This is a genomic window from Frigoribacterium sp. CFBP 8766 (assembly GCF_014841435.1).
Lineage (GTDB): Bacteria > Actinomycetota > Actinomycetes > Actinomycetales > Microbacteriaceae > Frigoribacterium.
This window is the reverse complement of record NZ_JACYTX010000004.1, coordinates 67,956-93,763: the sequence shown is the minus strand read 5'-3', so window position 1 is coordinate 93,763 and position 25,808 is coordinate 67,956. Positions and strand designations below refer to the sequence as shown.

26 protein-coding genes are annotated in these 25,808 nt (G+C 73.4%); 12 read left to right on the top strand and 14 right to left on the bottom strand.

What is annotated here, in order from left to right:
* Positions 1 to 25 precede the first annotated feature (25 nt).
* A complete protein-coding gene (locus tag IFT90_RS13230; RefSeq protein WP_371812315.1) occupies positions 26 to 703 on the top strand; it encodes a GntR family transcriptional regulator in 678 nt (225 codons plus the stop codon).
* On the opposite strand, the gene IFT90_RS13225 is transcribed toward IFT90_RS13230, so the two are convergent.
* Together IFT90_RS13225 and IFT90_RS13220 are read right to left on the bottom strand one after the other, a co-directional pair.
* Positions 700 to 1,740 carry a hemolysin family protein gene (locus tag IFT90_RS13225; protein ID WP_192042690.1) on the bottom strand — a complete coding sequence of 347 codons (1,041 nt, stop codon included), beginning with the start codon at positions 1,738 to 1,740 and terminating at the stop codon, positions 700 to 702. The genes IFT90_RS13230 and IFT90_RS13225 overlap by 4 nt on opposite strands.
* Positions 1,737 to 3,149 (bottom strand): CNNM domain-containing protein, encoded by a 1,413-nt coding sequence (locus IFT90_RS13220; RefSeq protein ID WP_192042689.1) that lies wholly within the window; start codon positions 3,147 to 3,149, stop codon positions 1,737 to 1,739. The genes IFT90_RS13225 and IFT90_RS13220 overlap by 4 nt, the downstream gene beginning before the upstream one ends.
* Positions 3,150 to 3,422: 273 nt before the next feature.
* Between IFT90_RS13220 and IFT90_RS13215 the strand changes: the two genes are divergently transcribed.
* Positions 3,423 to 4,214 carry a hypothetical protein gene (locus tag IFT90_RS13215; RefSeq protein ID WP_192042688.1) on the top strand — a complete coding sequence of 264 codons (792 nt, stop codon included), beginning with the start codon at positions 3,423 to 3,425 and terminating at the stop codon, positions 4,212 to 4,214.
* Between the two features lie 6 nt (positions 4,215 to 4,220).
* On the opposite strand, the gene IFT90_RS13210 is transcribed toward IFT90_RS13215, so the two are convergent.
* From IFT90_RS13210 to IFT90_RS13200, 3 genes are all read right to left on the bottom strand, one after another.
* Positions 4,221 to 4,532 (bottom strand): putative quinol monooxygenase, encoded by a 312-nt coding sequence (locus IFT90_RS13210; protein WP_192042687.1) that lies wholly within the window; start codon positions 4,530 to 4,532, stop codon positions 4,221 to 4,223.
* A 41-nt stretch (positions 4,533 to 4,573) separates the two neighbouring features.
* Positions 4,574 to 5,398: an ammonia-dependent NAD(+) synthetase gene (gene nadE / locus IFT90_RS13205; protein ID WP_192042686.1), complete on the bottom strand. Its 825-nt coding sequence runs from the start codon at positions 5,396 to 5,398 to the stop codon at positions 4,574 to 4,576.
* Positions 5,399 to 5,650: 252 nt separating this feature from the next.
* A complete protein-coding gene (locus IFT90_RS13200) occupies positions 5,651 to 6,406 on the bottom strand; it encodes a triacylglycerol lipase (RefSeq protein ID WP_192042685.1) in 756 nt (251 codons plus the stop codon).
* A gap of 90 nt (positions 6,407 to 6,496) precedes the next feature.
* On the opposite strand from IFT90_RS13200, the gene IFT90_RS13195 reads away from it, so the two are divergent.
* From IFT90_RS13195 to IFT90_RS13185, 3 genes are all read left to right on the top strand, one after another.
* On the top strand, positions 6,497 to 7,483 hold the full coding sequence (locus tag IFT90_RS13195) for a helix-turn-helix domain-containing protein (RefSeq protein WP_192042684.1): 987 nt from the start codon (positions 6,497 to 6,499) through the stop codon (positions 7,481 to 7,483).
* 104 nt (positions 7,484 to 7,587) lie between these two features.
* Positions 7,588 to 8,031 carry a hypothetical protein gene (locus IFT90_RS13190; protein ID WP_192042683.1) on the top strand — a complete coding sequence of 148 codons (444 nt, stop codon included), beginning with the start codon at positions 7,588 to 7,590 and terminating at the stop codon, positions 8,029 to 8,031.
* Positions 8,032 to 8,132: 101 nt separating this feature from the next.
* The gene (locus IFT90_RS13185; RefSeq protein ID WP_371812314.1) at positions 8,133 to 9,569 is read left to right on the top strand and encodes an MFS transporter; all 1,437 of its coding nucleotides are present in this window, start codon (positions 8,133 to 8,135) and stop codon (positions 9,567 to 9,569) included.
* A gap of 195 nt (positions 9,570 to 9,764) precedes the next feature.
* Here IFT90_RS13185 and IFT90_RS13180 read toward each other — a convergent pair whose 3' ends face one another.
* The gene (locus IFT90_RS13180; protein ID WP_192042682.1) at positions 9,765 to 10,340 is read right to left on the bottom strand and encodes a TetR family transcriptional regulator; all 576 of its coding nucleotides are present in this window, start codon (positions 10,338 to 10,340) and stop codon (positions 9,765 to 9,767) included.
* Between the two features lie 64 nt (positions 10,341 to 10,404).
* On the opposite strand from IFT90_RS13180, the gene IFT90_RS13175 reads away from it, so the two are divergent.
* Together IFT90_RS13175 and IFT90_RS13170 are read left to right on the top strand one after the other, a co-directional pair.
* A complete protein-coding gene (locus IFT90_RS13175; protein WP_305798575.1) occupies positions 10,405 to 11,373 on the top strand; it encodes an SDR family oxidoreductase in 969 nt (322 codons plus the stop codon).
* A 167-nt stretch (positions 11,374 to 11,540) separates the two neighbouring features.
* Positions 11,541 to 12,377, top strand: coding sequence for an alpha/beta fold hydrolase (locus IFT90_RS13170; RefSeq protein ID WP_192042681.1), 837 nt, complete (start codon positions 11,541 to 11,543; stop codon positions 12,375 to 12,377).
* 87 nt (positions 12,378 to 12,464) lie between these two features.
* Here IFT90_RS13170 and IFT90_RS13165 read toward each other — a convergent pair whose 3' ends face one another.
* The 5 genes from IFT90_RS13165 to IFT90_RS13145 all read right to left on the bottom strand — a co-directional run bounded on the left by IFT90_RS13165 (position 12,465) and on the right by IFT90_RS13145 (position 16,040).
* Positions 12,465 to 13,049, bottom strand: a complete 585-nt coding sequence (locus IFT90_RS13165; RefSeq protein WP_192042680.1) for a hypothetical protein — start codon at positions 13,047 to 13,049, stop codon at positions 12,465 to 12,467.
* A gap of 238 nt (positions 13,050 to 13,287) precedes the next feature.
* Positions 13,288 to 14,019, bottom strand: a complete 732-nt coding sequence (locus IFT90_RS13160) for a Type 1 glutamine amidotransferase-like domain-containing protein (RefSeq protein WP_192042679.1) — start codon at positions 14,017 to 14,019, stop codon at positions 13,288 to 13,290.
* Positions 14,016 to 14,447 (bottom strand): hypothetical protein, encoded by a 432-nt coding sequence (locus IFT90_RS13155; RefSeq protein ID WP_192042678.1) that lies wholly within the window; start codon positions 14,445 to 14,447, stop codon positions 14,016 to 14,018. The genes IFT90_RS13160 and IFT90_RS13155 overlap by 4 nt, the downstream gene beginning before the upstream one ends.
* A gap of 13 nt (positions 14,448 to 14,460) precedes the next feature.
* A complete protein-coding gene (locus IFT90_RS13150) occupies positions 14,461 to 14,643 on the bottom strand; it encodes a hypothetical protein (protein WP_192042677.1) in 183 nt (60 codons plus the stop codon).
* Positions 14,644 to 14,996: 353 nt separating this feature from the next.
* Complete coding sequence (locus IFT90_RS13145) at positions 14,997 to 16,040, bottom strand: LacI family DNA-binding transcriptional regulator (protein ID WP_371812313.1); 1,044 nt, start codon at positions 16,038 to 16,040, stop codon at positions 14,997 to 14,999.
* Positions 16,041 to 16,264: 224 nt separating this feature from the next.
* Here IFT90_RS13145 and IFT90_RS13140 point away from each other — a divergent pair, with 224 nt between their 5' ends.
* The 4 genes from IFT90_RS13140 (at position 16,265) to IFT90_RS13125 (ending at position 21,732) form a co-directional block, all read left to right on the top strand.
* On the top strand, positions 16,265 to 17,500 hold the full coding sequence (locus IFT90_RS13140; protein ID WP_192042749.1) for an extracellular solute-binding protein: 1,236 nt from the start codon (positions 16,265 to 16,267) through the stop codon (positions 17,498 to 17,500).
* Positions 17,497 to 18,606, top strand: coding sequence for a carbohydrate ABC transporter permease (locus IFT90_RS13135; protein WP_371740952.1), 1,110 nt, complete (start codon positions 17,497 to 17,499; stop codon positions 18,604 to 18,606). Before IFT90_RS13140 ends, IFT90_RS13135 begins: the two co-directional genes overlap by 4 nt.
* Positions 18,603 to 19,538 (top strand): carbohydrate ABC transporter permease, encoded by a 936-nt coding sequence (locus IFT90_RS13130; RefSeq protein WP_192042675.1) that lies wholly within the window; start codon positions 18,603 to 18,605, stop codon positions 19,536 to 19,538. The genes IFT90_RS13135 and IFT90_RS13130 overlap by 4 nt, the downstream gene beginning before the upstream one ends.
* 94 nt (positions 19,539 to 19,632) lie before the next feature.
* A complete protein-coding gene (locus IFT90_RS13125) occupies positions 19,633 to 21,732 on the top strand; it encodes a glycogen debranching N-terminal domain-containing protein (RefSeq protein ID WP_192042674.1) in 2,100 nt (699 codons plus the stop codon).
* Between the two features lie 14 nt (positions 21,733 to 21,746).
* Here the strand turns inward: IFT90_RS13125 and IFT90_RS13120 are convergent, their stop codons facing one another.
* The 3 genes from IFT90_RS13120 to IFT90_RS13110 all read right to left on the bottom strand — a co-directional run bounded on the left by IFT90_RS13120 (position 21,747) and on the right by IFT90_RS13110 (position 24,974).
* Positions 21,747 to 22,634, bottom strand: a complete 888-nt coding sequence (locus IFT90_RS13120; RefSeq protein ID WP_192042673.1) for an NAD-dependent epimerase/dehydratase family protein — start codon at positions 22,632 to 22,634, stop codon at positions 21,747 to 21,749.
* A gap of 118 nt (positions 22,635 to 22,752) precedes the next feature.
* On the bottom strand, positions 22,753 to 23,346 hold the full coding sequence (locus IFT90_RS13115) for a TetR/AcrR family transcriptional regulator (protein WP_192042672.1): 594 nt from the start codon (positions 23,344 to 23,346) through the stop codon (positions 22,753 to 22,755).
* A gap of 92 nt (positions 23,347 to 23,438) precedes the next feature.
* Positions 23,439 to 24,974, bottom strand: a complete 1,536-nt coding sequence (locus IFT90_RS13110; protein ID WP_192042671.1) for an MFS transporter — start codon at positions 24,972 to 24,974, stop codon at positions 23,439 to 23,441.
* A 96-nt stretch (positions 24,975 to 25,070) separates the two neighbouring features.
* On the opposite strand from IFT90_RS13110, the gene IFT90_RS13105 reads away from it, so the two are divergent.
* The gene (locus IFT90_RS13105) at positions 25,071 to 25,760 is read left to right on the top strand and encodes a TetR/AcrR family transcriptional regulator (RefSeq protein ID WP_192042670.1); all 690 of its coding nucleotides are present in this window, start codon (positions 25,071 to 25,073) and stop codon (positions 25,758 to 25,760) included.
* Positions 25,761 to 25,808: the final 48 nt, after the last annotated feature.

Here is a 25,808-nt window from a genome sequence, read left to right as displayed (position 1 = left end):
GACCCGCCGACGATCGGAGACACCCGTGCCCGTCCCCACCTCAGAACCCACGACCGAGCGCCAGCTGCTGCGCGACACCGTGAGGAGCCGGCTGCGCGAGGCCATCCTCGACGGCACGCTCGAGCCCGGCGAGCGCCTGCACGACGACGAGCTGGTGGCCTGGCTGCAGGTGTCGCGCACGCCGATCCGCGAGGCGCTCAGCGACCTCGTCCGGGCCGGGCTGGTCGAGATGGCGCCGAACCGCTGGACGCGGGTCGCGACGCCCGACGCCGGCCAGGCGGTCGAGGCGGTCCAGACGCTCGGCGTGCTCTACGGCGGCGCGGTCCGGCTGGCCGTGCCCCGCCTCCCCGCGGCCGTCATGAAGCAGATCTCGTCGACGGTCACGATCTGCATCGGCGACATCGAGCGAGAGGACGGCCCGGCCCTGAACGCCCACGCCGTGGCCCTCTTCGACATGTACGTCGAGCACTGCGGCAACGCCGCGCTCAAGAAGGTGTGCCGCGACGTCACCGACGGCCTCGCCTACTCGCTCCGCGTGCCGAACATCGTCGAGGTGCTGAACTGGGCCGCGATGAGCGACTCGCTCGTGGCCCTCGAGCAGGCGACCCGCGACCGCGACCCGATCCGGGCCGAGCTGGCCGCCGAGGCCCTGCACGAGCTGCCGGGCGAGCGGCCGCTCTCGCCCGAGCGCGCCGGCAGCTAGACGGTCGTCGCGTCGTCGACCTCGCCCACCAGCTCCTCGATGATGTCCTCGAGGAACAGCACGCCCGTCGTCTCGCCCATCACCGAGACGGCGCGCGCGACGTGCGCCCCGCTGCGGCGCATCGACGCCAGGGCGTCCTCGAGGTCGGCGTCGTGCGGCACCGCCCCGAGGCGGCGCACCCGCTTCGCCGGCACGGGCGCGTCGAGCGCCTCGGCCGAGGTCAGGTCCATGACGTCCTTGAGGTGCAGGTAGCCGGTCGGCTGCCCGTCGTCGTCCGTCAACACGTAGCGCGAGTAGCCGTGCTCGGCGACGGCGAGCTGCACGTCGCGGGGCGTGGCGCCCGGGGCGAGCCGCACCATCTCGGCCACGGGGACCTCGACGTCGCGGACCTTGCGGGTCGTGAACTCGAAGGCCGCCGACAGCGTGCCCGACGCGTCGGACAGCACGCCCTCGCGGGTCGACTGCTGCACGATCGTCGCGACCTCGTCGAGCGTGTAGGTGCTGGTCGCCTCGTCCTTCGGGTCGACCCGGAACAGGCGCAGCACCGCGTTGGCGACGCCGTTCAGCGACCAGATCACGGGCTTGAACACGGTCGCCACGAACACCAGCGGAGGCGCGAGCAGCAGCGCCGCCCTGTCAGGCACCGAGAACGACAGGTTCTTGGGGATCATCTCGCCCACCACGACGTGCAGGAACGTCACGAGCACCAGCGCGATGACGAACGCGACGACGCCGATGGCCTCGGGCGTCAGGGGCGTCGCGGCCAGCGGGATCTCGAGCAGGTGGTGGATCGCCGGCTCGGAGACGTTCAGGATGACGAGCGAGCAGACGGTGATGCCGAGCTGGCTCGTGGCCAGCATCAGCGTGGCGTGCTCCATCGCCCACAGGGTCTTCTTCGCCGCCTTGCTGCCGGCCTCGGCACGAGGCTCGATCTGCGAGCGGCGGGCGGAGATGACGGCGAACTCGGCGCCGACGAAGAAGCCGTTGACGATCAGCAGCACGAACAACCAGATGATGCCGGGCAGGTACTCGTTCATCGCTTCAGGTCCTCTCGCAGTCCGGCGACGACCCGGTCGTGGTCGGTGGGGGCAGGCTCGACGGCGTGCGCCGTGTCCGTCGTGCCCGCAGGGGCGCCGGAGGCGGTCGGCAGCTCGGCCGGCGAGGGCACGAACCGCAGGCGCTCGAGCCGCTGCCCGACCACCCGCTCGACGCGCAGCGTGCCGCCCTCGAGCTCGACCTCGTCACCCACCTCGGGCAGCCGGTCGAGCTGCTCGGTGACGAAGCCGCCGACGGTCTCGTAGTCGCCGTCGTCGGGCACCCGCACCGTGGCGCGGTCCCAGAGCTCGTCGGGACGGAGGGCGGCGTCGAAGACGACGGTGCCCGACGACCGCAGGATGCCGGCCTTGGCGCGGTCGTGCTCGTCCTCGAGCTCGCCGACGAGCTCCTCCACCAGGTCCTCCAACGTGACGAGCCCGGCCGTGCCGCCGAACTCGTCGGCGACGACGGCGATCTGGAAGCCCTCGCGACGCAGTAGGCCGAGCAGCGTGTCGACGCCCATCGACTCGGGCACGAAGCGCGCGTCCGAGACGAGGCCGGCGACCGGGACGGACGCCCGCTCCTCGGCGGGCAGGGCGAAGGCCTGCTTGACGTGCACGACGCCGACGATGTCGTCGCTGTCGTCGCCGATCACCGGGAAGCGCGAGAAGCCGCTCGCGAGCGCCGTCTCGACGACGTCGGCGGCGGTGTCGGTGGAGCGCACGGTGGTCATGCGCACCCGGGGGGTCATGACGTCGACGGCCGCGTGCTCGGAGAACCGGAGGGTGCGGCCCAGGAGGGTCGCGTGGTCGTCGTCCAGCATGCCCTCGAGCGCCGAGCGCCGCACCAGCGAGCTGAGCTCCTCGGCGGACCGGGAGCCGGACAGCTCCTCCTTCGGCTCGATGCCCATCCTGCGGATGGCCGCGTTCGCCGTGTTGTTGAAGAGCAGGATGACCGGCTTGAAGACGGTCGTGAAGGTCGCCATGAACGGCACGACGAACTTGGCCGTCGCGAGCGGCAGGGCGAGCGCGAAGTTCTTGGGGACGAGCTCGCCGACCACCATGGAGAACAGGGTCGCGATCACGATGCCGACCACGGCGCCGATGCCCGGGATGACGGCCTCGGGCACGCCGAGGTCGCCGAGCGGCGAGGCGAGCAGCGAGCTGATCGCGGGCTCGAAGGTGTAGCCGGTGAGCAGCGTGGTCAGCGTGATGCCGAGCTGCGCTCCCGAGAGGTGGGTCGAGGTGATGCGCAGCGCCTTGATCGTCGGCGCGAGGCGCTTCTCGCCCCGGGCCTGGCGGGCCTCGAGGTCGTTCCGGTCGAGGTTCACGAGCGAGAACTCGGACGCCACGAAGAAGCCGGTGCCGACGGTCAGGACCAGACCGACGGCGAGCATGGCCCACTCGTTCACTGAGCCCCTCCCCGCTCGTCAGAGACACCGTGCGGTGTCAGGGCGCGGAAGGGCGTCGGCATGTGAGAGGGAGGGTCGTCCATGCGGTGATGGTAGGGAGCGACGCCGCGACGATGCTGTGAACCTGCAGAGGCTGCAGGTCGCCCTCGTGGACGAGGGGTCGACTCCTGCTCCGGCGGGCCCGCTGAGCGACCGTTCGCGACCACTCGGCACCAGGGCAGTGGGGTGCGGCCTCAGCCCGTACGCTGGGAGCCGACCGATCGGAGACACCCTGTGACTGACATGAGCCTCCGGCTGCCGACCAGGCGCTTCCGCGCCGTGTTCGCGCTGGGCACGCGCCACGCGGCGACGCTGCCGCTGCCCACCTCGCTCGGCAAGCCCAACCTCTTCGGCGAGTGGGACGACGAGACCGAGCTCAGCAGCCTGTATGTCGGGTTCGGCACGGGCCAGGTGCACCTCGACGCCGTCGACGGCGGTGCCGAGCACCACTTCCACGACGCGGCGGGCGACGACACCGACATCAGCCCATGGGGCCCCGGCGACACCGCCCAGGTCGTCGCGTGGGCCACCGCCCTGCTGACCGACCTGCAGGCGCTGATGCCCGACCTGATCGACGACGTCGACGACGCCGCGGCCTGGCACGACGCCGGTCTCGACCTCTGGGTGTGCGAGGTCGAGGAGCCGACGCACCTCGACCTGGTCGAGGTCGACATCGAGGGCGAGCTGCTCACCCTGCCCTGGCTCGGCGCCGGGCACGTCGAGCACGACCACGTCGACGAGGCGCCGGACGACGTCCGCGAGCACCCGATCGCCCTGCTCTGGGCCGCCGACGAGCGCCGCACGCCCGACCAGCCGATCGCCGAGGCGTGGCTGACCCCGGGCACCGAGCAGACCGTCACCCGGGCCCTGCCCGGCGTCGACTGGGCCGCCGTCGGCATGCCCGCCGACGAGGTCCTGCCCTGGCTCGAGGGCATCTACCTGAACCACCACGTGCTGCCCGACCCTGCCGGCACCATCCTCACCGGCGTGCTCGAGCGCCTCGGCGGGATCGACGGGATCGACTAGCTCGGCTCAGACGAGGTCGCCCGACTCGGACAGCGACGGCTCCTCGGGGCCGGTGAGCTGGTAGTCGTGCACGTCGCTGTGCCGGATCTCCGCCTCCTGCTCGTCGGTCGGCCCGGAGCCGCGGAAGTCGTCGAGGGCGTTCTGCGACACCCAGCGCTCGGCGACGTTGATGCGGCCGGGGTCGACGATGTCGGGCGACAGCGCGAAGTCGAGGCAGCCGGGCGCGTCGCGACCGGCCTCGACGAGGCTCACGCAGGAGGCGAGGTAGTCGTCGCGCAGCTCAGGGTCGACGAGCAGGTGTCCGGTCACGATGATCATGGCTCGCAGTCAACACCGGACGACCGACAGGGGGACGCGCGTCAGGCGCGCCACCACTCGTCGACCGGGCTCGCGGGCACGCGGCGCTTGTGCTCGGTCGCGAGGTAGCGGGCCTCGATCACCTCGGCGATCGCGTCGTCGACGTCGCCGCCCTCGAGGTATTCGTCGATGTCGGCATAGGTCAGGCCGAGGTTGGCCTCGTCGGTCTGGCCGGGGGTCTCGTCGAGCAGGTCGGCGGTCGGCGCCTTCTCGTACAGACGTGCCGGGGCCCCGAGGTGGGCGAGCAGCGCCTTGCCCTGGCGCTTGCTCAGCCCGGTGAGCGGCACCAGGTCGACCCCGCCGTCGCCGTACTTGGTGAAGAACCCGGTGAGTGCCTCGGCGGCGTGGTCGGTGCCGACGACGAGCAGGCCGCGCTCGCTCGCGATCGCGTACTGCGCCACCATGCGGGTGCGCGCCTTGACGTTGCCCTTCGCGAAGTCGCTGAGCGGGGCGCCGGTCGCCTCGGCGACGTCCTGTGCCGTGCCGTCGACGCCGTGCTGGATGTTGACCACCAGCCCCTCGGCGCCGTCGATGAACCGCAGGGCGAGCTGGGCGTCCTCCTCGTCGGCCTGCACCTTGTAGGGCATCCGCACGGTGACGAGCTCGGCCGTGCCGCCGTCGCGGCGCACGCCCTCGACGGCGAGCTGGCAGAGCCGCCCGGCGAGCGTGCTGTCCTGCCCGCCGCTGACGGCGAGCACGAAGCCGCCGGCCCCGGTCGTCTCGAGGTAGTCGCGGAGGAACGCGACGCGGCGCTCGACCTCGGCAGCCGGGTCGATGTCGGGGCGGACGGCGAGCTCGGAGATGATGGTGGCCTGCAGCGCTCTCATGCGACGACTCTAGCCACGCGCCGCCCGCCGGGCACCCGTCGGGGCCTGCGAGGCGCGCGCCGCGACGGGACTACTTCGACGTCGAGAGGGCCACGAAGGCCGCGACGGTCAGCACCAGGCCGACGAGGGTGATCGCGCTGACGAGTCCGATGAAGAATTCGGCCATGGGAGGCTCCTGCCTGGTCGAGGTGACGGTGCCCCATCCTCTCAGATCGCGGCTGACCGGTCGGCGGCTGACCGGTCGGCGGCGGATCAGCCGAGGGCCGGGGAGGAGCCGTCGCCGTCGGGCGCGGGCCGACCGGCGACCGCGAGCACCGTCGCCACGGTGCGCGGGTGCGCCAGCACCCGGAAGTGGCCGCCGGTCGGCAGCAGCACGTTGTCGGCGCCGACCAGCACGCTGCTCTCGGGGATGTGCGGGTCGAACTCGCCGTAGATCGACGTGATGCGCTCGTTTACCGCCTGGTCGCGCGACAGCATCACGGTCGTCGCGTCGCGGGGCGAGAAGGCCCGCAGGCTCGGCAGCACCAGCCAGGCCGCGTACCGGGAGCCGCTGAACGGCGTGCAGACGGCGACCATCACGTCGACCCGACGGGTGTCGTCGAGCAGGGCCATCAGGTACTTGCCGACCAGCCCGCCCTTGCTGTGCGCGACGACCACGACGTCGTGCAGGTCGTGCTCGAGCACGTAGGCGGCGACGTCGCGGGCGGTCGCCTCCACGGGTCGGCCGTTCCGCCCGAGCGACGCGATCACGTGCACCGGGTGCCCCTCGTCGTGCACCCGCTCGATCAGCGGACGGAGGAACGCCCAGGTCTCCCAGATGCCGGGCAGCACGAGCACGGGTCGCCCGTCGCCCGAGAGGTAGTCGTCGGCGCCGCGCGGCGAGAGCACGGCGCGCAGCTGCCACCAGGCGGCGTACGCGTAGTCCTGCAGCCACCAGACGCCGTGCCGCAGCGCCCGACGGAGCGTCGGGCGGGGCGGCCGGGGAGGCGCGGCGGGGGCGTGCGGCATGGTCCCTGCACAGTAGGGGGCCGGGAGGCGGCTGTCCGGTCGCCGAGTCGCCTTCGCGACCCGCGCCTCCTGCGTGTGAGGATGTCGACGATGGACGAAGAGGTCGGCACCGGGGCGACACCGCCGCCGTTCCGCGGTGCCGTGCACGGCGACGACCTCGACGCGGCCCGCGAGCTCTACGAGGCCCAGTACCCGGGCGAGGGGTTCCGGCTCGACCAGCTCGACCGACCGTTCGAGTACCGCTACGCGGCGGTCGGCGACGGCGACGTGTCGCTCCGCACGTCCGAGTTCCACGGGTCGGCCCGCGGCACGGCCGACGCCGTGCCCGAGTACGTCGTGTCGTGGCTGGTCGAGGGGCGCGGCACGGTCGACGTCGGACGCGACGCGGTCGAGCTGCGGCCGCTCGTGCCGCGGATCGCGCCGACCCGGGCCTACTCGTTCGACTTCTCCGACTACCGGCAGCGGCTCGTGCACGTCAGCGCGGCGCACCTGGAGCGGCTGGCCGCCGAGCGCGGCGACGTGACGTCGGGGCCCGTCACCTTCTTCCACGCCGCGCCCGTCGGGGACGCGGCGCTGCGACGCTGGCGTGCCGTGCTCTCGGAGACGACCCCGGTGTTGCTCGACCTCGCCGCGCCTGCCCTGCTGCGGGCCGAGGCGAACCGTCGACTCGCGCTGGCGGTGCTCGAGACGTTCCCGCACGAGGCCGGGCAGGCTTCGGCCGTGGCGCTCGCCCCCGGCGCCCCCGTCGCGCCGGGGGCCCGACGACTCGCCCTCGCCGTCGAGTACCTGCACGCGCACGCCCACGAGCCGATCGGCGTCGCCGACGTCGCCCGGGCCGCCGACCTCAGCGTGCGGGGGCTGCAGGTGGCCCTGCAGCGAGCCCTCGACGTCAGCCCGACGGTGCTGCTGCGCCAGATCCGGCTCGACCGGGTGCACGCCGACCTCGCGGTCGCGACGCCCGAGACCGCCACGGTCGGGAGCGTCGCGCGCCGCTGGGGGTTCAGCCACCTCGGACGCTTCTCGGCGTCGTACCACGAGCGGTTCGGCGAGCACCCGAGCGTCACGCTGCGGAGCTGACGGGCGCCGCCGCGCGGGGACGAGCGCCGCTCGCGAGCGGAGAGGGCGACGCCCGGACCGGACATCGGCGGGCGGCCGGGGCCGAGTGGTGGCAACGTGGCAGGGTGACCGACTACCAGAGCTCCCCAGACACCGCCGCACGACCCGGACGCGGACGGACGGGCACCGTCGACGACGCCTCGCACGCCCCCCAGCCGGACGGCCGCGACCTGATGGGCCCGGTCGAGAACCTCACGCGCATCATGTGGACCGGCACGCTGTGGTTCGCCGCCGCAGTCGTCGCCGTGGCGCTCGCCCTCGGCGCCGTGCTCGTGTCGGGCTGGCGGCCCGACGTGCTCTCGACGCCGATCGAGACGCTCTTCTGGATCGGCGCCTCCGTCGTCGCGGTCAGCCTCGGCCTGATCGGCTGGTCGGGCTGCCCGATCCTCGAGGTGAGCGTGCCCGTCGCCGACCGCAACAAGACACGCACCATGCAGCTCGGCACCTTCAGCTTCCTGGTCGGGTCGGCCGCGACGATGCTCGCGGTGCTGCTCGGGCCGGCCAGCTGAGGGAGCGTCCGCGCGGGTCGACGCAGGGCGTGGCGTTGCCTCGCCGTGCTCGGCCCCGCTAGCATCGTCGCGAGATCGAATCGATTCGATCAGCGGCTGCCGTGATCAGCAGCGCCGCGGCTGCCCTGATGGGCAGCGCCGTGGTCGGCCCCTCCCCGGGCCGCGCCTCCCTCGCCCAGACAGACACGAGAGACCCGACGATGTCGACGACGTCCCCCCGACCCGGCACGCCTGCCGCACCCGACCACGAGACCCGACGGGCGCGGCTGGCCGTCGCGCTGCTGTTCCTCACGAACGGCGCGCTGTTCTCGAACCTGCTGCCGCGCTACCCGGCGATCAAGGAGGCGCTCGACCTGTCGAACGCCTCCTTCGGCCTCGCCGTCGCGGCCGGCCCGGTCGGCGCGATCGTCGCCGGGCTCGCGGCGAGCTGGCTGATCCGCCGCTTCCGGTCGTCGCGTGTCGCCGTCGTCGGCACGGTGGTGACCGCAGTCGTGGTGCTGCTGGCCGGCCTCTCCCCCGTCGGCGCCCTGTTCGCCAGCGCGCTCTTCGTGGCCGGGGCGCTCGACGCGATCGTCGACGTCGCCCAGAACTCGCACGGCCTGCGCGTGCAGCGGCGCTACGGGCGCTCCATCCTCAACTCGTTCCACGCGATCTGGAGCGTCGGCGCCGTCGCCGGCGGCCTGATGGGCGGCGCGGCCGCCGGGCTCGGCGTGCCGATCGGCGTGCACCTCGCGATCTCGGGGGTCGTCTTCGGCGTGGTCGCCGTCGTCTCCTACCGGCTGATGCTCCGGGGGCCGGAGCCCGCCTCCGAGCTCGAGGAGGCGCCCGCCACGCCGACCGAGGGGGTCGCGTCGTCGTCGACGTCCGCCCCGGTGCCCGTGGCAGGTGCCGAGACCGACGCCTCCTCGGGGATCGGCTCGGGCAGCGACGCCGGTGCACGCGTGCGCCGCTCGGCAGTGAAGCTCGGCACCTGGGGCGTCCTGGTCGCGCTCGTGCTGATCGCCGCCTCCGGCACGGTCGTCGAGGACGCCGGCAACACCTGGGCCGCCCTCTACCTCTCGGGCTCGCTCGGCGCCGGCGTGACCGTCGCCGCGCTCGGCTTCGTCGCGCTGCAGGGTGCCCAGTTCGTCGGGCGGATCCTCGGCGACCGGCTCGTCGACCGCTTCGGCCAGCGCGCCGTTGCTCGGGTCGGCGGGGCGCTGGTCTTCGTCGGGATGGGGCAGGCGCTGGCGTTCCCGTCCGTCGGCACGACAATCCTCGGCTTCGCCCTCGCCGGCTTCGGCGTCGCGACGCTGATCCCCGCCGCGATGCACGCGGCGGACACACTGCAGGGGTTCCGGCCGGGCACGGGACTCACGCTCGTCAGCTGGCTGATGCGGCTCGGGTTCCTCGCCGCCCCGCCGCTGATCGGGGCCGTCGCCGACGCGAGCTCGCTGCGCGTCGGGCTGCTGCTCATCCCCGCGGTCGGGCTCGTCGTGCTCGCGCTGTCGGGCGTGCTCGCAGGGCGGCAGCGCCCGGCCCCGCACCCGCACGGCTGACGCTCGGCGCTGCGCTGCCCTCGGCGGCTGGAGCGCTGCCCCGCGAATGCCGACCAGCGGCCGCCTCCGGCACCTACAACAGGGGGAAAAGCACCTATTGCGGGCGCCCGGGTCGGCATCTGCGGAGACCATTCGCGCCCTGCGGCGCACTGACCCACAGGGGGCGCGGCTCGCCAGCGCATCGGCGCCGGCAGGTCAGCGGACGGGCGCGGCGGCCACGCGGCCGAGCTCGCCGTGCACGAGCGAGGCGAGCTCCGCGAACGACCGCGTCTCGCCCTCCGCGATCCAGAGGCCGAACGCGACGCCGAACACGGCCAGGCAGGCCTGCCCGGCGAGGGACGCCGCCGGCTCGGGCACGCCGCGCGCGGCCAGCACGGCGGCGACGTCGCGCGCGAGGCCGGCGAGCTTCAGCAGCTCACGCTCCTGCAGGGCAGGGTGCGCGTCGATCACCGTCTGGCGGCGACGCGACCACGCGCGACGGTCGTCGGGGAAGAACTCGCTCGCCCCGCGCAGCGCCGCGGCGACCAGCTCGGCCGGGCCGGCGCCCTCGGGGGCGTCGTCGACGCCCGCCGTGAACCGGTCGGCGAGCAGGTGCTGCCCCTCGAAGAGCACCTCGCGCTTGTCCGAGAAGTGCCGGAAGAACGTGCGCTCGGTCACGCCGGCGGACGACGCGATGCCGGAGGCGGTGGTCTCGTCGAAGCCCTGGGTCACGAAGAGATCGAGGGCGGCCGCCTGCAGCCGCTCCCGAGTGCCGGGTTCCCATCGAGCCATGGTCCGAGCCTAGCGTCGCCAGGGCAGTGATGACAGTGGCTGCCATCAGGTGTACGGTCTCGACATGGCTACGTCAGCCACTGACATCACTGGTGCCGCTCCTCCCGCGGCCCTGTCAGCAGAGAAGGAGAACACCATGCGCGTCTTCGTCACCGGAGCATCCGGCTGGATCGGGTCGGCCGCCGTCGACGAGCTGCTCGCCGACGGCCACGAGGTCGTCGGGCTCGCTCGATCCGACTCGTCCGCCGCCGCGCTCGAGCGCCGCGGCGCGGTCGTCCGTCGGGGCGACCTCGACGACCTCGAGGGTCTGCGGGCCGGAGCCGCCGACGCCGACGCGGTCGTGCACCTGGCCAACAAGCACGACTGGTCCGACCTGGCCGCGTCGAACCGGGCGGAGCGGAGGGCCGTCGAGACGGTGCTGGGAGAGCTCGAGGGGTCGGGGCGGCCGTTCCTCCTCGCCAGCGGCCTCGCCGGGCTCGCGAACGGTCGGCTCTCGACCGAGGCCGACCGGTCACCGCACAGCGGCCCGGAGGCTCCCCGGGGCGGCACCGAGGCGCTCGCCCTCGAGTTCGCCGACCGCGGCGTCCGCACCGTCAGCCTGCGCTTCGCCCCGACCGTGCACGGCACCGGCGACCAGGGCTTCGTCGCGGTGATCGCCGCGGTCGCCCGCGAGAAGGGCGTCTCGGCCTGGATCGGCAACGGGTCGGCGCGCTGGCCCGCCGTGCACCGCTCGGACGCCGGTCGGCTCGTCGCGGACGCCCTCGTCGCGGCCACGCCCGGCCTCGTCCTGCACGCCGCCGCCGAGGAGGGGGTCTCGACCCGTGCGATCGCCGAGGCCCTGGGCGACTCGCTCGGCCTGCCGTCGACGTCGGTGGCACCTGCCGACGCCGGTGCCCACTTCGGCTGGATCGGCGGCTTCTTCGGCCAGGACATGCCGGCGTCGTCCGAGGCGACGCTTCGCCTCCTCGGCTGGTCGCCGTCCGGCCCGACCCTGCTCGACGACATCGCCGGCGGGGCGTACTCGGCGGCCTGAGCCGACCGGCGAGGCCCGCACGTCGGCCGGAGCCGGTCGGCAGCGCCGGGTGGTCGTCCTCCTGTCCGCGACGCGAACCAGAGGGACGGACCCTCGGGCAAACCGCCAGGAGGCGCGGGTACGAACGAGAGGACAGGCCGCAGGTGCGGCCGAGGAAGGCAGGAACCATGACCGAGATCACCGCCCACCACGGGCTCTTCAAGGACACGAACCTCCACGTCGACGACTTCGGCGGCAGCGGACGCACCGTCGTGCTCATCCACGGCTGGCCCCTCTCGGGCGAGTCGTGGAGCAAGCAGGTCCCCGCGTTCGTCGAGGCCGGCTACCGCGTCGTCACGTACGACCGCCGCGGCTTCGGACGCAGCGACAAGCCGAAGACCGGCTACGACTACGACCACCTCACCGAGGACCTGCACACCGTCCTCACCGAGCTCGACCTGAACGACGTGACGCTCGTCGGCTTCTCGATGGGCGGCGGCGAGGTCGCGCGCTACTTCAGCAAGTACGGCACCGAGCGCCTGCACAGCGTGGTCTTCGCGTCGGCCGTGCCCCCGTACCTGATGAAGACCGACGACAACCCCGACGGGCCCCTCACCAAGGAGGCGGCTGCCGAGATGACCGCCGGCCTCACCAAGGACGAGGACGCGTTCTACGACGACTTCACCACCGGCTTCTTCTCGGTCGACGGCGAGCTCAAGGTGTCGGAGGCGGACCGCCAGGACGCGCTGCGCCTCGCGAAGCAGGCCGACAAGGCCGCGGCCCTCGCCGCGATGAACTCGTTCGCGACGACCGACTTCCGCGAGGACCTGACGAAGGTCACCGTGCCGACGCTGGTCATCCACGGCGACGGCGACGCGACCGTGCCCTACGAGGGCTCGGGCGCGCGCACGCACGCCGCGATCGCCGGCTCGGAGCTGCACGTCATCGCGGGTGCGCCGCACGGCGCGAACGTCAGCGACGCGGACGAGTTCAACCGCGTGGTGCTGGAGTTCCTCGCGCGCTGAGGCCGCGGCGAGGTCACACGACACCCCTGATCGTGCATCACACCCCCGAATTCGAGGGTGTGATGCTCAATCGGGGGTGTTCCGCGTCTAGGAGCTGACCGGCGGGCGGTCCATGGTGGCGACTCCCGACGAGATGCCGATGATGATCGCGATCGCTCCGCCGAGCACCGAGAGCCCGAGGAACAGCCAGAGCGGTGCGGCGCTCCCTCCCACGCGGCGCCGCAGGACGACGCTGCGACCGATCAGGTAGATCAGCACGCTGAGGATCGACCAGGCCCAGTGGAACGGCCGCTCGACGCCGCGCGCCCGCAGCGTGCGCCGGTCGAGCCAGGAGAGCACGACGAGGCCGATGCCGACGACGAGGCTGACGACCATCGCGAGCGTGTAGTCGCCCTGCTGCACGCCGGTGCTGCCCGGCGCGAGGAGCTCGACCGACCGCCGGATCTCGACCGCGGCCACGACGAGCGTGACGATCGGCGAGAGCGCGAGCGCGGCCACGTACGGGGTCGCGCCGATCTGCTGTCCCGTCACGGGCGGCCGGGGCTCGGCCCGCTCGGTGACCGGTGCGGCCGTCGGGCCGGTCTGCGGGGCGGCCGTCGGCGCCGCCGGTCGCGACGAGGAGGCGCCCGTCGCGCCCCCGAGCAGTCGGTCGTCTCGCTGCGGATCGGTCACGGTGTCCCCCTCGTGGTCGTCGCCGCCGGGGAGCCCTGCTCCGCGACGGCGGCCCGGACGTCTGCGTGCCGGGCTCGTCCCGTCAGCCTAGGACCGCCTCCTCGACGGTGCGTGCAGGCCGTACACCGGGCCGCCGGCGCCTCCGCACCCCTCGGACCCGCGCACACCCGTCGGCGCGAGCGCGGGTGTGCGCGGGTCCCGCGGGTGCGGGCGAGCGCAGTCCCCCGCGAGGGTCGCCTCAGCGCAGCGACCACTCCTCGCCGACGGCACGCCGGACGGTGCGCTCGGCGGTGATCACCTGGACGTCGTCCGGGCCGACGGACCGGGCCGTGCCGTCCCGCGCGACCACGACCCCGCCGCGCTCCGGGATCGCGAGCACGGGGCGGCCGGACGCGCGGGAGTGCCGCCGGGCCGCCGCCTCCTGGTCGTCGGTCCAGTGCGGCAGCACGTCGTGGCCGTGCACGAGGTCGAGGCCGCGCGTGTCGGTCGTGCCCACGTCGTCGGGGTCGGCGGCGCGGGCGAGGTCGACGTCGGCCCCCGCGAGCACGGCGCCGGCGCTGCCGCCGTAGAGCGACCCGCCGCCGAGGAGGTGCGCGTGCAGCAGGTCGAGGAGGCCCGCCTCCCGCAGCGCCTGCAGCAGGTCGAACGTGTTGCCGCCGAGGACGGCCACGACGTCGAGACCGCGTCGCCCGGGAGCGCCGGGTCGGCTCAGCCGGGGCTGGCCAGGACCGGGCTCGTCGAGCCGCGACCGGTCGACGCCGGTCTCGGTCGTCCCCCAGACGTCCACGTCTTCCACGCCGATCGCGAGCAGCGCCTCGGTCGCCCACGCGCCGGCCGCTCGACGATCGACGGCGGCGCGGTGGGCGAACGGCCAGACCACGACCCGCGAACCAGCCGGGAACGCCTCGGCCCACAACGCGGCCTCGTCGGCCTCGGAGCCTCCGCCGCCGAGGAACACCAGCCCGGTCACGGCGCGGGAGTGACGATCAGGTGCTCGCGGAGCAGGGTGGAGCCGGCCGGGACCTCCGGGTCGGCGACCGCGGACCACGTGCCGCGGAGGCCCTCGCCGTCCTCGACCGACATGCCGCCGCCCTCGTCGCCGCCGCAGCCCGAGAAGACGTCGTCGAGCGCGCCGCCGGTGCGGACGACCGCCTTCACGAGGCAGAACTCGCCGGCCTCGTTCCGGGCTGCCCACCAGCGGCTGCCCTCGGCGTCTCCCAGCAGGCGCGACGACTCCGGCGCGAGCGTGTCGACCGCCTCCTGGCCGTCGGGCAGTGCGTCGGCCGCCACCTGCTCGTCCTCGAAGACGGACGGGCCCCAGCCGAAGGAGCAGCCCGCCGTCGTCCCGAGCACGGCGATCGCCAGCGTGGTCGCGAGCAGTGTCCCCCTGGTGCGCATGCGGGGCCGGGCCTCAGGGCCGGTACTCGGGGCGCTGGTCGGGGCCGGGCACGGGGCCGGGGTGCGGCTTCTGCGCGCCGTCGCTGCCGAGCACGGCCACGGCCGAGAGAGCCGTCTGCACGCCGACCAGCAGCACTCCGACGACAGCCCCGAGCACGCGCAGGAGGCGACGGCCTCGGCCCACGGGGGCCGTCACGACGCTCCCTGCCCAGCTCGGCCCCTCGGGGACCGGACCGGGGTCGGCGACGCGCGCCGCGCCTCCGGCGCCCGGCTGTCCGTCCGTGCTGCACGCGTCGTACGCCGCTGCCGCTGCTCGTCGCGCAGCACGAGGCAGAGCCCCACGAAGCCCGCCGCAGCGGCGAGCGGCGCCATCCACCAGATCATGTGCCGACCCTGGCACGTCGCGGGTGTCTCGTCCAGGGGCAGGCACGACGCATCCAGGAAGGCTCGGCCCGCGCCTCCTGGACCGTGCACGGATCAGGACGATCCGGTCCTGAGTTGCGGGGATCAGGACGCATCTTCCTGAATGAGGAGGGCAGCGGCGGCGGGCTAGCGGAGCACGAGGCGCGGGGCGAGCAGGCGGTGCCGCGGGTCGGCGGCCGAGCCGGGCGAGGCGACGCGGGCTGCGGGGCCCTGGTGCAGCAGCAGGTCCAGGGTGGCGTGGGCCACCTCCTCGACGGGCTGGTGCACGCTCGAGAGGCCGAGGGCCGCGGCCACGGGCGTGTCGTCGTAGCCGATCACGGGCACCGACCGGCCGAGCACCATGAAGGCGCCGAGGGCGAGCGAGTCGCTGGCACAGACGACCGCGTCGATCGTGCGGCCGGTCTCGGCCAGGTGGGCGACGAGCTGGCGGACACGGTCGGAGGCGAGCGAGACCTGGTCGTCGACGGTCAGGTCGACCTCGTCGAGCTCCGCGGGGTCGAGCCGGCCGTGGGCGAGCATCGTGTCGCGCCAGCCCTGCCGTCGCTCCGTGCCGATGCCCGAGGTGGACGGCCAGCCGAGGAAGACGACGCGGCGGGCTCCCCCGTCGAGCAGGGCGCGGGTCGCCTCGGCGACCCCGTGGTGCCCGTCGACGTCGACCCAGCGCCGGGCCGGGTCGGCCACGTCGCTGCCCCACGGCCGTCCGAACGACACGAAGTCGGCCTCGGCGCGCAGCAGCCAGTCGGTGCGGGGGTCGTCGTACGAGGTCGACGTGAGCACGAACGAGTCGACGTCGGCCCCGTCGAGGAGGCGGCGGAACTGGGCGACCTCGTCGAGCGGGTCCTTCGCCGTGAAGAGCAGCACGCGCAGGCCGTGCTCGTCGGCCCGCTCGGTCAGGGCGTGCAGGAACCGGTCGAGCACCGCCCCCGAGATGCCGTTGGCGACCGGGTCGAGGCGCACCCCGATCGTCGAGCTCTTGCGGGTGCGCAGCCGCCGCGCCGAGGCGTGGGGGCGGTAGGCGAGCGAGGCGATCGCCTGCTCGACCCGGGAGCGCGTGGCGGGAGCGACGATGTCGGGCGTGTTCAGCACGTTGGAGACGGTCTGGCGCGAGACCCCCGCCTCCTTGGCGACGTCCACGACCGTGGGCAGGCGCGGCGACTCGACACTCGGCACCGCCCACCTCGTCTCGCTCGTCATCGTCGTCGCCCGTCGGCCCCGCGTCGCAGCTCTGCGTCGTCCGCGGAGCGCACCCCGCCGCGACCTCGATTGACAGCCGCGCGAGCAGGTGCCTACTCTAGCGACCACCCGGTTTTGATCGTTCAAACCCGTGACGACACGACCACCGGGACGACCGTTCTCGACGAGGAGACACCGTGCAACGACGCATCCGCCGCCTGATGGCCTTCGGCGCCATCGCCACCGTGACCGGGCTCGCGCTCACCGCGTGCGGCTCCGGCTTCAGCGAGGGAGGCGGCGACGGCGCGAGCTCCGACGGCGCCCTCACCTCGAGCGACGACTCGCTCACCGTGCTGATCGCCTCGAGCGGCGACGCCGAGGCCGCGGCCGTCCGCGACGCCGTCGCGAGCTGGTCGGGCGACAGCGGCACCGACGCCGAGGTGAGCGTCGCCAGCGACCTGCCTCAGCAGCTCAGCCAGGGCTTCGCCTCCGGCTCGCCCGCCGACGTCTTCTACCTCTCGACCGACGCCCTCGCGGGCTTCGCCGAGAACGGCAGCCTGCTCGCCTACGGCGACCAGCTCAGCGAGACCGACGACTTCTTCCCCACGCTCGTCGACAGCTTCACCTACGACGACGAGTTCTATTGCGCACCCAAGGACTTCTCGACCCTCGGCCTCGTCATCAACGAGCAGATGTGGCAGGAGGCGGGCCTCACCGACGCAGACGTGCCCACCGACTGGGACGGCCTGTCCGACGTCGCGGCGAAGCTCACCACCGCTGACCACGTCGGCCTCGCGTTCGGGGCCGAGTACGCCCGCGTCGGCGCCTTCATGGCCGAGGCCGGCGGCTCGCTGACGAACGAGGACGGCACGGAGGCGACGGTCGACTCCGACGAGAACGTCGAGGGCCTGACCTACGTCAAGGACCTGATCACGAGCGGCGACGCCGCGTTCGCCGCCGACCTCGGCGCCGGCTGGGGCGGCGAGGCCTTCGGCACCGGCAAGTCCGCGATGACCGTCGAGGGCAACTGGATCGCCGGAGCCATGAACGCCGACTACCCCGACGTCGACTACCGCGTCGCCGAGATGCCCGCCGGCCCCGGCGGCCAGGGCACCCTGCAGTTCACCAACTGCTGGGGCATCGCCGCCGACAGCCCCAACCAGCAGGCCGCGCTCGAGCTCGTCGAGCAGCTCGTCAGCACCGACCAGCAGCTCGCCTTCGCCGACGCGTTCGGCGTGATGCCGAGCGTCCAGTCGGCCGCCGACCAGTGGAAGACGGACAACCCCGGCTCCGCGGCCTTCCTCGACTCGGCCGACTTCGCCGTCGGCGTGCCGACGCAGCAGGGCGCGGCCGACGTGATCGCCGACTTCAACTCGCAGCTCGAGGGCCTCAGCTCGGCCGAGCCGGCCGACCTGCTCGAGTCGTTCCAGTCGAACTACGCGGCGATCCTGCCGTGAGCACCGCCTCGCCCCGCGTCGGACGCAGGGCCCGCCCCGGCACCGCCTCGCGGGGCGAGGCCACCTCAGGCTGGCTCTTCGTCACCCCGACCATCGTGATCCTCGGGCTGTTCCTGCTCGTCCCGATGGTGATGGCCCTGTGGGTCAGCGTCTCGGACTGGAGCGGCCGCGGCTCGCCGTTCAGCTCCTCCGTCGGCTTCGTCGGCCTGCAGAACTACGACGACCTCGTGAACGGAGGCGGGCTGGCGGCCCGCGACTTCGGGATCTCGCTGCGCAACAACGCCTGGTACGTCGTCTTCGTCGTGCCGATCCAGACCGCGGTCTCGCTGTTCCTGGCAGTGCTCGTGAACCGGCAGGTGCTGCGCGGCCGGGGCTTCTTCCGCACCGCCTTCTACTTCCCGTCCGTGACGAGCTCGGTCGCCATCACCGTCGTGTGGCTGTTCCTCTTCACGCAGACCGGCGCCGTGAACCGCGCCCTGTCGTGGCTCGGGATCGAGGGGCCCGCCTGGTTCCAGGACCCGAGCGGCGTCGTCCACAACGCCCTGGGCGCGATCGGCGTCACCGGCCCCGCGTTCCTCACCGACCACGACCTGCTCGGCGTGAGCTGGTGGGACTGGTTCGCCGGCCCCTCCGTCGCGATGAGCGCCTTCGTGCTGATGGCCGTCTTCACGACGAGCGGCACCTTCATGCTGCTGTTCATCGCGGCGCTGCAGAACCTCGGCGGCGACGTGCAGGAGGCGGCGATGATGGACGGCGCGAACGCCTGGCAGCGCTTCTGGCGCGTCACCCTGCCGCAGCTGCGGCCGACGCTGTTCACGGTGCTGACGCTCGGCCTGATCGGCACCTGGCAGGTCTTCGACCAGATCTACACGGGCACGCAGGGCGGGCCCGCCAAGACGACGCTGACGCCCTCGTACCTGTCGTACACCTCGGCCTTCGCCGGGCAGGACTGGGGCCGCGGCGCCGCCATCGCCTTCGTGCTCTTCGCGATCATCGTCGTGCTCACGATCGTGCAGCGCGCCGTGCTGCGCGAGCGTCCCGTCTCGCGACGACGGATGTCGCTCTACGAACCGACGGCCACGAACGAGAAGGAGGCGCGCCGATGACCGCCACGGCCCCCGTCACCGACCTCGTCGGCACCGGCCGGCCCGCCGGGCCTCCCCCGTCGTCCTCTGCTGCGGGGCGGAAGAGCTCTCGGCCGCCGCGCCGCACCTCCTCGCTGGTGTCGTCGTCGGTGCTCTACGCGGCGCTGGTCGCGCTGGCGCTGGTCTACATCGTGCCGTTCCTGGTGAGCGTCGCGACGTCGTTCAAGACCGACGCGGACGCCGCGGCCGACCCGCTCTCGCTCGTGCCCGCCACGTGGACCACGGCGGCGTTCCAGACCCTCTTCGTCAACAGCGACTTCCCGACCTGGGCGACGAACAGCGCGATCGTGGCGGTGTTCGTGACGGCCGGCCGCGTGTTCTTCGACTCGCTGGCGGGCTACGCGTTGGCCCGGCTGCGGTTCCGCGGGCGGGGCGTCGTGTTCGCCGCGCTGATCGGCGTCATGGCGGTGCCTAGCGTGGTGCTGCTGATCCCGAAGTTCCTGGTGATCAACCAGCTCGGCATCTACGACTCGTACGCCGGCATGATCATCCCGCTGCTCGTCGACGCGGCCGGGGTGTTCATCATGAAGAACTTCTTCGAGTCGATCCCGCCGAGCGTCGAGGAGCAGGCCCGCATCGACGGCGCCGGCACGTTCCGTGTCTTCTGGTCGATCGTGCTGCCGATGGCCCGTCCCGCGCTGATCACGATCATCATCCTGTCGTTCCAGGGGTCGTGGAACGAGCTCTCGCACTTCATCATCTCGACCCAGTCGCCCGAGCTGACCACCCTCACCAAGGGCGTCGCGGGGCTCGCCTCCGGGCAGCTCAGCCAGGGCAGCCAGTACCCGGTGAAGCTCGCCGCCGCGGTCGTCATGACCATCCCCGTCGCCGTGATCTTCTTCGTCTTCCAGCGCCAGATCATGAACAGCAGCGACGGGGCCGTGAAGGAGTGAGGGCGCGGGCCGGCATCCCGCCGGGGCCGGCTCCGTCCCGCTCACGCCGCAGCACCTCCCCCGCACGCCCCTCAGCGCAAGGACCCCTCCCGTCATGACCGACACCACGTCACGACCCACCACCACCGTCGACTCAGGCGCCGCAGCCGACGCGGCCGACGCCGCCGCGTCGGCCACGTCGGCCACGTCGGCCCCTGCGGCCGAGCCGCTCCAGCCGTTCCTCGCCGCCGAGACCGTGGTGCTCAAGGCGCCCGCCCAGGCCTGGTCCGACTCGACCGGCGCGATGGGCGGCGCTGCGATCCACGGCGTCTGGGTCGGCGACACCCGCGTGCTGCGCGGGCACCGGGTCGAGGTCGGGGGCAGCAGGGTCGAGACGATCGCCTCGGTGCCGCTCGGCGCCTCCTCGATCCGGTTCGAGTCGCTGCTGCGCGGCCTCGACGACCAAGGGGCCGACCCCGACGTGCGGCTGTCGTTGCTGCGCGAGATCGGGACCGGCGGGGTCCGCGAGACGCTCACGGCGACGTCGCGCCTGGCTCGCGAGCTCGACGTCGTCGTGAGCGTGGTCGTGCGGCCCGACGCGTCGTCGATGGACGAGGTGAAGGCGGGGCTGCCGGCCGTGCCGCCGCGTGACGTTCAGGTCGACGGGGCCCGCGCCTCCTGGTCGGGCGGCGACGCCGTGACGACGCTGACGACGACCGGCTCGGGAAGCGCGGCGGGCGGGGCCGACGACGGAGGCACGACGGGCAGCGAGGACGCAGGAGGCGCGGCGCAGGTCGAGGCCACCGCCGACGGCGAGTTGCGGCTGACCTGGCACCTCCGTGTGCCGGCCCGGGGCGCCGCCTCGGCCGGGCTCGAGCTCGCGACCGTCCTCGACGGCGCGGTCGTCGCCGGCGTCGAGGGCGACCAGCGCTGGGGCGCGCTCGACCCTGCGCCGCGCGACGACCGTCTGGCCCGCTGGCTCGACCAGGCGCTCGGCGACCTGTCGGCGCTCCGCATGACGACGGCCGACCGACCCGACGACGTGTTCTTCGCCGCGGGCGCCCCCTGGTTCTTCACCCTCTTCGGCCGCGACTCGCTCTGGGCTGCGCGGCTGGCGCTGCCGCTCGACCCCGACCTCCGCACCGGCCTGGGCGTCGCGGCCGGCACCCTGCGCGTGCTCGCAGGCCTGCAGGGCACGCACGAGGTCGCGGCGAGCGCCGAGCAGCCCGGCAAGATCATGCACGAGCTGCGGCAGCGACCGCTCGAGATCCACGGCGAGGGCGTCACGCTCGCGCCCCTCTACTACGGCACGGTCGACGCGACGGCCCTGTGGGTCTGTCTGCTTCACGACGCATGGCGCGCGGGCCTCCCCGACGACGAGGTGCAGGTCCTGCTGCCGCACCTGGAGGCGGCGCTCGCCTGGATGCGCGACCACGGCGACAGCGACGGCGACGGTCTGCTCGAGTACGTCGACGAGACCGGCCACGGCCTGTCGAACCAGGGCTGGAAGGACTCGGGCGACAGTGTCCAGTGGAGCGACGGGCGCCTCGCCGACGGACCGATCGCGCTGTGCGAGGTGCAGGCGTACGCGCACGAGGCGGCCGTGCACGGCGCCGACCTGCTCGACGCGTTCGACCGACCCGGGGCCGACGAGTGGCGCGGCTGGGCCGACCGGCTGCGGACGGCGTTCCGCGAGCGCTTCTGGGTCACGGACGCGCGAGGCAGGTTCCCCGCCGTCGCCCTCGACGCCGACAAGCGCGCGGTCGACACGGTCACGAGCAACATCGGGCACCTGCTCGGCACGGGCCTTCTCGACGCCGACGAGGAGGCGCTGGTCGCCGCGCGCCTCGTCGACCCCTCGCTCGCGAGCGGCTTCGGCCTGCGCACGCTCAGCTCGGACGCGGCCGGCTTCTGGCCCCTCGGCTACCACCTTGGCACCGTCTGGACCCACGACACCGCCGTCGCGATCGGCGGCCTCGCCGCGACCCACCACCACGAGGAGGCGCGGCTGCTGTCCGAGGGACTCCTCGCCGCGGCACCGTGGTTCGGCTACCGCATGCCCGAGCTGCACGGGGGCGACGCCGCGGCCGACGTGCCCGCGCCGGTGCCGTACCCCGCGTCGTGCCGGCCGCAGGCGTGGTCGGCGGCCGCCGCCGTCGCGGTGTGGGCGGCGACGTCGCGCGCGTGCGCCTGCGGCGACGCAGGCGGGGCCTAGGGCCGTCCCGGACCTCAGCCCGCGGTGAGGCGGCGGCCGTCGGCGTCGAGGTGGTCGCGCCACGAACGCCTGGCCGTCCAGCCGAGCAGCCGCTCGGCCTTGGCGGTCGAGATGCCCGACGCGTCGACGCGGTCGAGCTCACGGAGCTCGACCGCGTCGCCGTGGTGCTGGCGCAGCGTGGCGGCGAAGTCGTGGCCGCCCGCGTTGTCGGCGGCGGCGACGTAGAAGACCTCGTGGCCCGGCAGGTCGGACTCGGCGGCGAGCAGCAGCGCGTCGGCGAGGTCGTCGGCGTCGACGTAGCTGCCGAAGTTGGCGCTCTCCGGCGACGCCTCGCGCACCTGGGGGCCGAGGTTCTCCTCCCAGTTGCTCTCGTCGTGCACCGTGCTGGGCCGGATCGAGATCGCCCGCAGGTCGGACCGCCGGACGGCCGCGTCCATCAGCTGCTCGCCGAAGGCCTTCGAGAGGGCGTACGGGTCCTGCGGGTGCAGCGGGTGCTCCTCGTCGACGGGGACGTAGTCGGGCAGGAACGGCCGCTCGGGGAAGAAGTTGCCGACGATGCTCTCGCTCGACACGTTGACGAAGCGGGGCACGCCGAACCGGACAGCCGCCTCCACCAGGTTGAAGGTCGACATGAGGTTCGTCTGGAAGACGACGTGCGCCGGGTTCCCCGTGGGCTGCGGGATGGCGGCGACGTGGACGACCGCGTCCGCGCCGGCCACGACGGCGAAGGCGGAGCCCGGGTCGGTGAGGTCGGCCATGACGTACCTGCCCGGCACGACCTCCCCGGCGTCGAAGACGGGCCGGGCGAGGTCGACGCCGAGCACGTCGTGCCCTGCCTCGACGAACCTGCGCACGGCGGCGCGTCCGACCTTGCCGCGCGACCCGGTGATGACGACCTTCACGGTGCTCTCCTCCGACGACCGTCCGCGCCGCCGCCGGTCGAGGCGCCGGGGTCGTCCGCTGAGCCGACGTGCGCGACCCTACGCCGGGACCGGCGGCGCGGGGCGCCGACGGCGGCGCTCAGCCCGTGACCGACAGCGGGGCACGCCGGAGTGCGAGCTCCCAGACGAGCCGGACGTGCGCGGCCATGTCGGTCGTCGGGTCGAGCATCCACTGCAGCTGCATCCCGTCGCTGACCGCGGTCATCACGGCGGCGAGCTGCTCGGCGTCGACGTCCCCCGGCATCTCGCCGATCGCCTGGCGTTGGCGCATCGCGTCGGCCAGGGCCGTGCGGACGCGGACGTATCGCTCGGCGAACCAGGCGTGCGCCGGGTGCGCCGGGTCGCTCGTCGCCGCGGACGCCGTGCTCGTGAAGAGCTGGACCATCCCCGGCGTCTGCGCGTTGCGCCCGGTCACGAGCAGGAACTGGTCGATGATGTCGACGCCGTCCGCGCCCTGGAGGTCCTCGTCGTCCCGGACGGCGAGGATCGCCAGGAACAGCTCCTCCTTGCTGCCGAAGTGGTGCAGCAGGCCCGCCTGGGTCAGGTCGACCGCGGCGGCCAGCTCACGCACCGAGGTGCCGCGCATCCCGTTCCGGTCGACGACCTCGAGGGCCGTGCGGAGGATCTCCTCGCGCTTGGCCACGCCTTTCGCGTACGGACCCCGACGTGACATGCGGCTCAGGCTAGCCGGTGCGGCCGACCAGGTGCGGGAGAGCCCCCGGCGGCGTCGCCCCGAGGCGGCCGGCGGGGGCTCAGAGCCCCGGTCTAGTGCGCGATCACCGGCTCAGGGGCCGTCGATCCGGCGTCGCCGGAGCGGTCGGCCGCGGCCGCCGCCGCCTCGGCCCGGGCCCGCGTGTCGGCCTTCGTGCGGAACAGCGTCACCGCGAGGACGGCGCCGAGCAGGAAGAAGCCGGCGCCCCACGAGTACGCCGTCGCGTAGCCGTGCACCGCCGCCTCGGCCGCCGTGCGGGCGTCGGCGGGCAGGTGCGACGCGACGTAGCCCGTCACGGCCGTGGCCGCGAGGGTGTTGAGCAGAGCCGTGCCGATCGAGCCGCCCACCTGCTGGCCCGTGTTGACCATCGCGGAGGCGACTCCTGCATGTCCTCGGTCGACGCCCAGGGTGGCCGTCTGGATCGAGGCAGGCATGATCGAGCCCATGCCGAAGCCGAGCACCATGAGCGCGGGCAGCACGTCGCGGGCGTACGTGCTGTCGAGGCCGAGACGGGTCAGGTAGAGCATGCCCGCCGCCCCGAGGAGCATGCCGAACGGCACCATCACCTTCGGCCCGAAGCGCGGCACGAAGACGTTCGTCGACAGCTGCGCCGCCAGGATCAGCATGCCGATCATCGGCAGGAACGAGACGCCCGTCTGGATCGGCGTGTAGGCGAGCGAGGTCTGCAGGTAATACGTGACGAACAGGAAGATGCCGAACATGCCGGCCCCGGCGATCGTCACCGACAGGTAGGCCGCGCCGCGGTTGCGGTCGAGGACCACGCTGAGCGGCAGCAGCGCGTGCTCCGCGCGGCGCTGCCACAGGACGAACGCGACCAGCAGGACGCCGGAGGCGGCGAGGAAGCCCCAGGTGAGCGGCGAGCCCCACCCCTCGGCCTCCGCGTTCGAGAAGCCGTAGACCAGCGAGAAGAGCGCAGCCGAGACCAGCAGCGTGCCGGGCACGTCGAGCTTCGGGCGAGGGCCCTGACGCGGCACGGTGTGCAGGAACAGCACGGCGCCGACGACGGCGACGACCGCGATGACGACGTTGATGTAGAGGTTCCAGCGCCAGTCGGCGTTCTCGGTGAGGACGCCTCCGAGCAGGAGGCCGAGCGCGCCTCCTGCCCCGGCGATCGCGCCGAAGACGCCGAAGGCGCGGGCGCGCTCCTTCGGGACCGTGAACGTGGTGGTGAGGACGGCGAGCGCCGTCGGGGCGAGCAGCGCGCCGAACGCGCCCTGCAGGGCCCGGGCCGCGACGAGCGTGCCGAAGCTGCCCGCAGCGCCGCCGAGGGCCGAGGCGAGCGCGAAGCCGACGAGGCCGATCACGAAGGTGCGCTTGCGGCCCATGAGGTCGGAGAGGCGGCCGCCGAGCAGGAGGAGGCTGCCGAAGGCGAGCGAGTAGGCGGTGACGACCCACTGGCGGTCGCCGTCCGAGAAGCCGAGGTCGGCCTGCGCGCTGGGCAGGGCGATGTTCACGACGGTCGAGTCGAGCACCACCATGAGCTGGGCCAGTGCGACGGTGGTGAGGGTCCACCAGCGGCGGGACGCCACGGCGGGAGGGCCGCTCGTGGCGGGTGAGGTCTGGGTCATGTCGGGGACTCTATACGGTCCGCGACAGTTTCGGAACTACCCAGTTTCGGATATGTCCGCCTAGGATGGGGAGGCCGACGAAGGAGGCAGGGAGCGATGACGCAGGACGACGCAGCCGTCGAGGTCGAGACTCCCGTCGAGCCCGGATCCGGCGTCGAGGCGGGGACGGCTTCCCCGAAGCTGGGCCGCAAGCGCGACCACTCGCGCGACGCGGAGATCCTGCAGGCGGCGATCGACGTGCTGGCCGAGACCGGCTACGACGGGATGACCATCGAGATGGTCGCGACGCGGGCCAAGGCCGGCAAGGCGACCGTCTACCGGCGCTGGGCGTCCAAGAGCGACCTCGTCATCGACGCGGTCGCGTGCATGAAGGCCGCCCCCGGCCCCGGCGACCCGGTGGGCCTGCCCGACACCGGCACCCTGCGTGGCGACCTCGTCGCGATGATCCGGCCGCACTCGATCCAGGACAACGAGAAGAAGCTCAAGGTCATGGCCGGCATCGTCTCGCTGCTCGCCGACAGCCCCGAACTCGCCGCCGCCGTCAACACGGCGATCGTCCAGCCCCGGGTCGAGATCAACCGCCGGCTGCTGCAGCGGGCCATCGACCGGGGCGAGATCCCTGCCGACATCGCGATCGACGACCTCGCGCTCATCTCGCCGTCGATGGTCGCCTACCGCACGATCATCATGAAGCAGCCGGTCGACCGCGCGTTCCTGCTCGGCCTGATCGACGGCGTCGTCCTGCCCGCCGTGGGGCTCCGCCCGCTCGCCGACCCCGGCACGTAGGCGAGAAGGGACGAGGCGGGGGCGGGCCCACGCCAGTCCGGTCCCTTC

What these genes read in the sequence shown, in the direction of transcription:
- IFT90_RS13225 (WP_192042690.1), bottom strand. Translation starts at nt 1,740, where the DNA reads ATGAACGAGTACCTGCCCGGCATCATCTGGTTGTTCGTGCTGCTGATC.
- IFT90_RS13210 (WP_192042687.1), bottom strand. Translation starts at nt 4,532, where the DNA reads ATGATCATCGTGACCGGACACCTGCTCGTCGACCCTGAGCTGCGCGAC.
- nadE (WP_192042686.1), bottom strand. Translation starts at nt 5,398, where the DNA reads ATGAGAGCGCTGCAGGCCACCATCATCTCCGAGCTCGCCGTCCGCCCC.
- IFT90_RS13200 (WP_192042685.1), bottom strand. Translation starts at nt 6,406, where the DNA reads ATGCCGCACGCCCCCGCCGCGCCTCCCCGGCCGCCCCGCCCGACGCTC.
- IFT90_RS13195 (WP_192042684.1), top strand. Translation starts at nt 6,497, where the DNA reads ATGGACGAAGAGGTCGGCACCGGGGCGACACCGCCGCCGTTCCGCGGT.
- IFT90_RS13180 (WP_192042682.1), bottom strand. Translation starts at nt 10,340, where the DNA reads ATGGCTCGATGGGAACCCGGCACTCGGGAGCGGCTGCAGGCGGCCGCC.
- IFT90_RS13175 (WP_305798575.1), top strand. Translation starts at nt 10,405, where the DNA reads ATGGCTACGTCAGCCACTGACATCACTGGTGCCGCTCCTCCCGCGGCC.
- IFT90_RS13170 (WP_192042681.1), top strand. Translation starts at nt 11,541, where the DNA reads ATGACCGAGATCACCGCCCACCACGGGCTCTTCAAGGACACGAACCTC.
- IFT90_RS13155 (WP_192042678.1), bottom strand. Translation starts at nt 14,447, where the DNA reads ATGCGCACCAGGGGGACACTGCTCGCGACCACGCTGGCGATCGCCGTG.
- IFT90_RS13140 (WP_192042749.1), top strand. Translation starts at nt 16,265, where the DNA reads ATGGCCTTCGGCGCCATCGCCACCGTGACCGGGCTCGCGCTCACCGCG.
- IFT90_RS13130 (WP_192042675.1), top strand. Translation starts at nt 18,603, where the DNA reads ATGACCGCCACGGCCCCCGTCACCGACCTCGTCGGCACCGGCCGGCCC.
- IFT90_RS13125 (WP_192042674.1), top strand. Translation starts at nt 19,633, where the DNA reads ATGACCGACACCACGTCACGACCCACCACCACCGTCGACTCAGGCGCC.
- IFT90_RS13115 (WP_192042672.1), bottom strand. Translation starts at nt 23,346, where the DNA reads ATGTCACGTCGGGGTCCGTACGCGAAAGGCGTGGCCAAGCGCGAGGAG.
- IFT90_RS13110 (WP_192042671.1), bottom strand. Translation starts at nt 24,974, where the DNA reads ATGACCCAGACCTCACCCGCCACGAGCGGCCCTCCCGCCGTGGCGTCC.
- IFT90_RS13105 (WP_192042670.1), top strand. Translation starts at nt 25,071, where the DNA reads ATGACGCAGGACGACGCAGCCGTCGAGGTCGAGACTCCCGTCGAGCCC.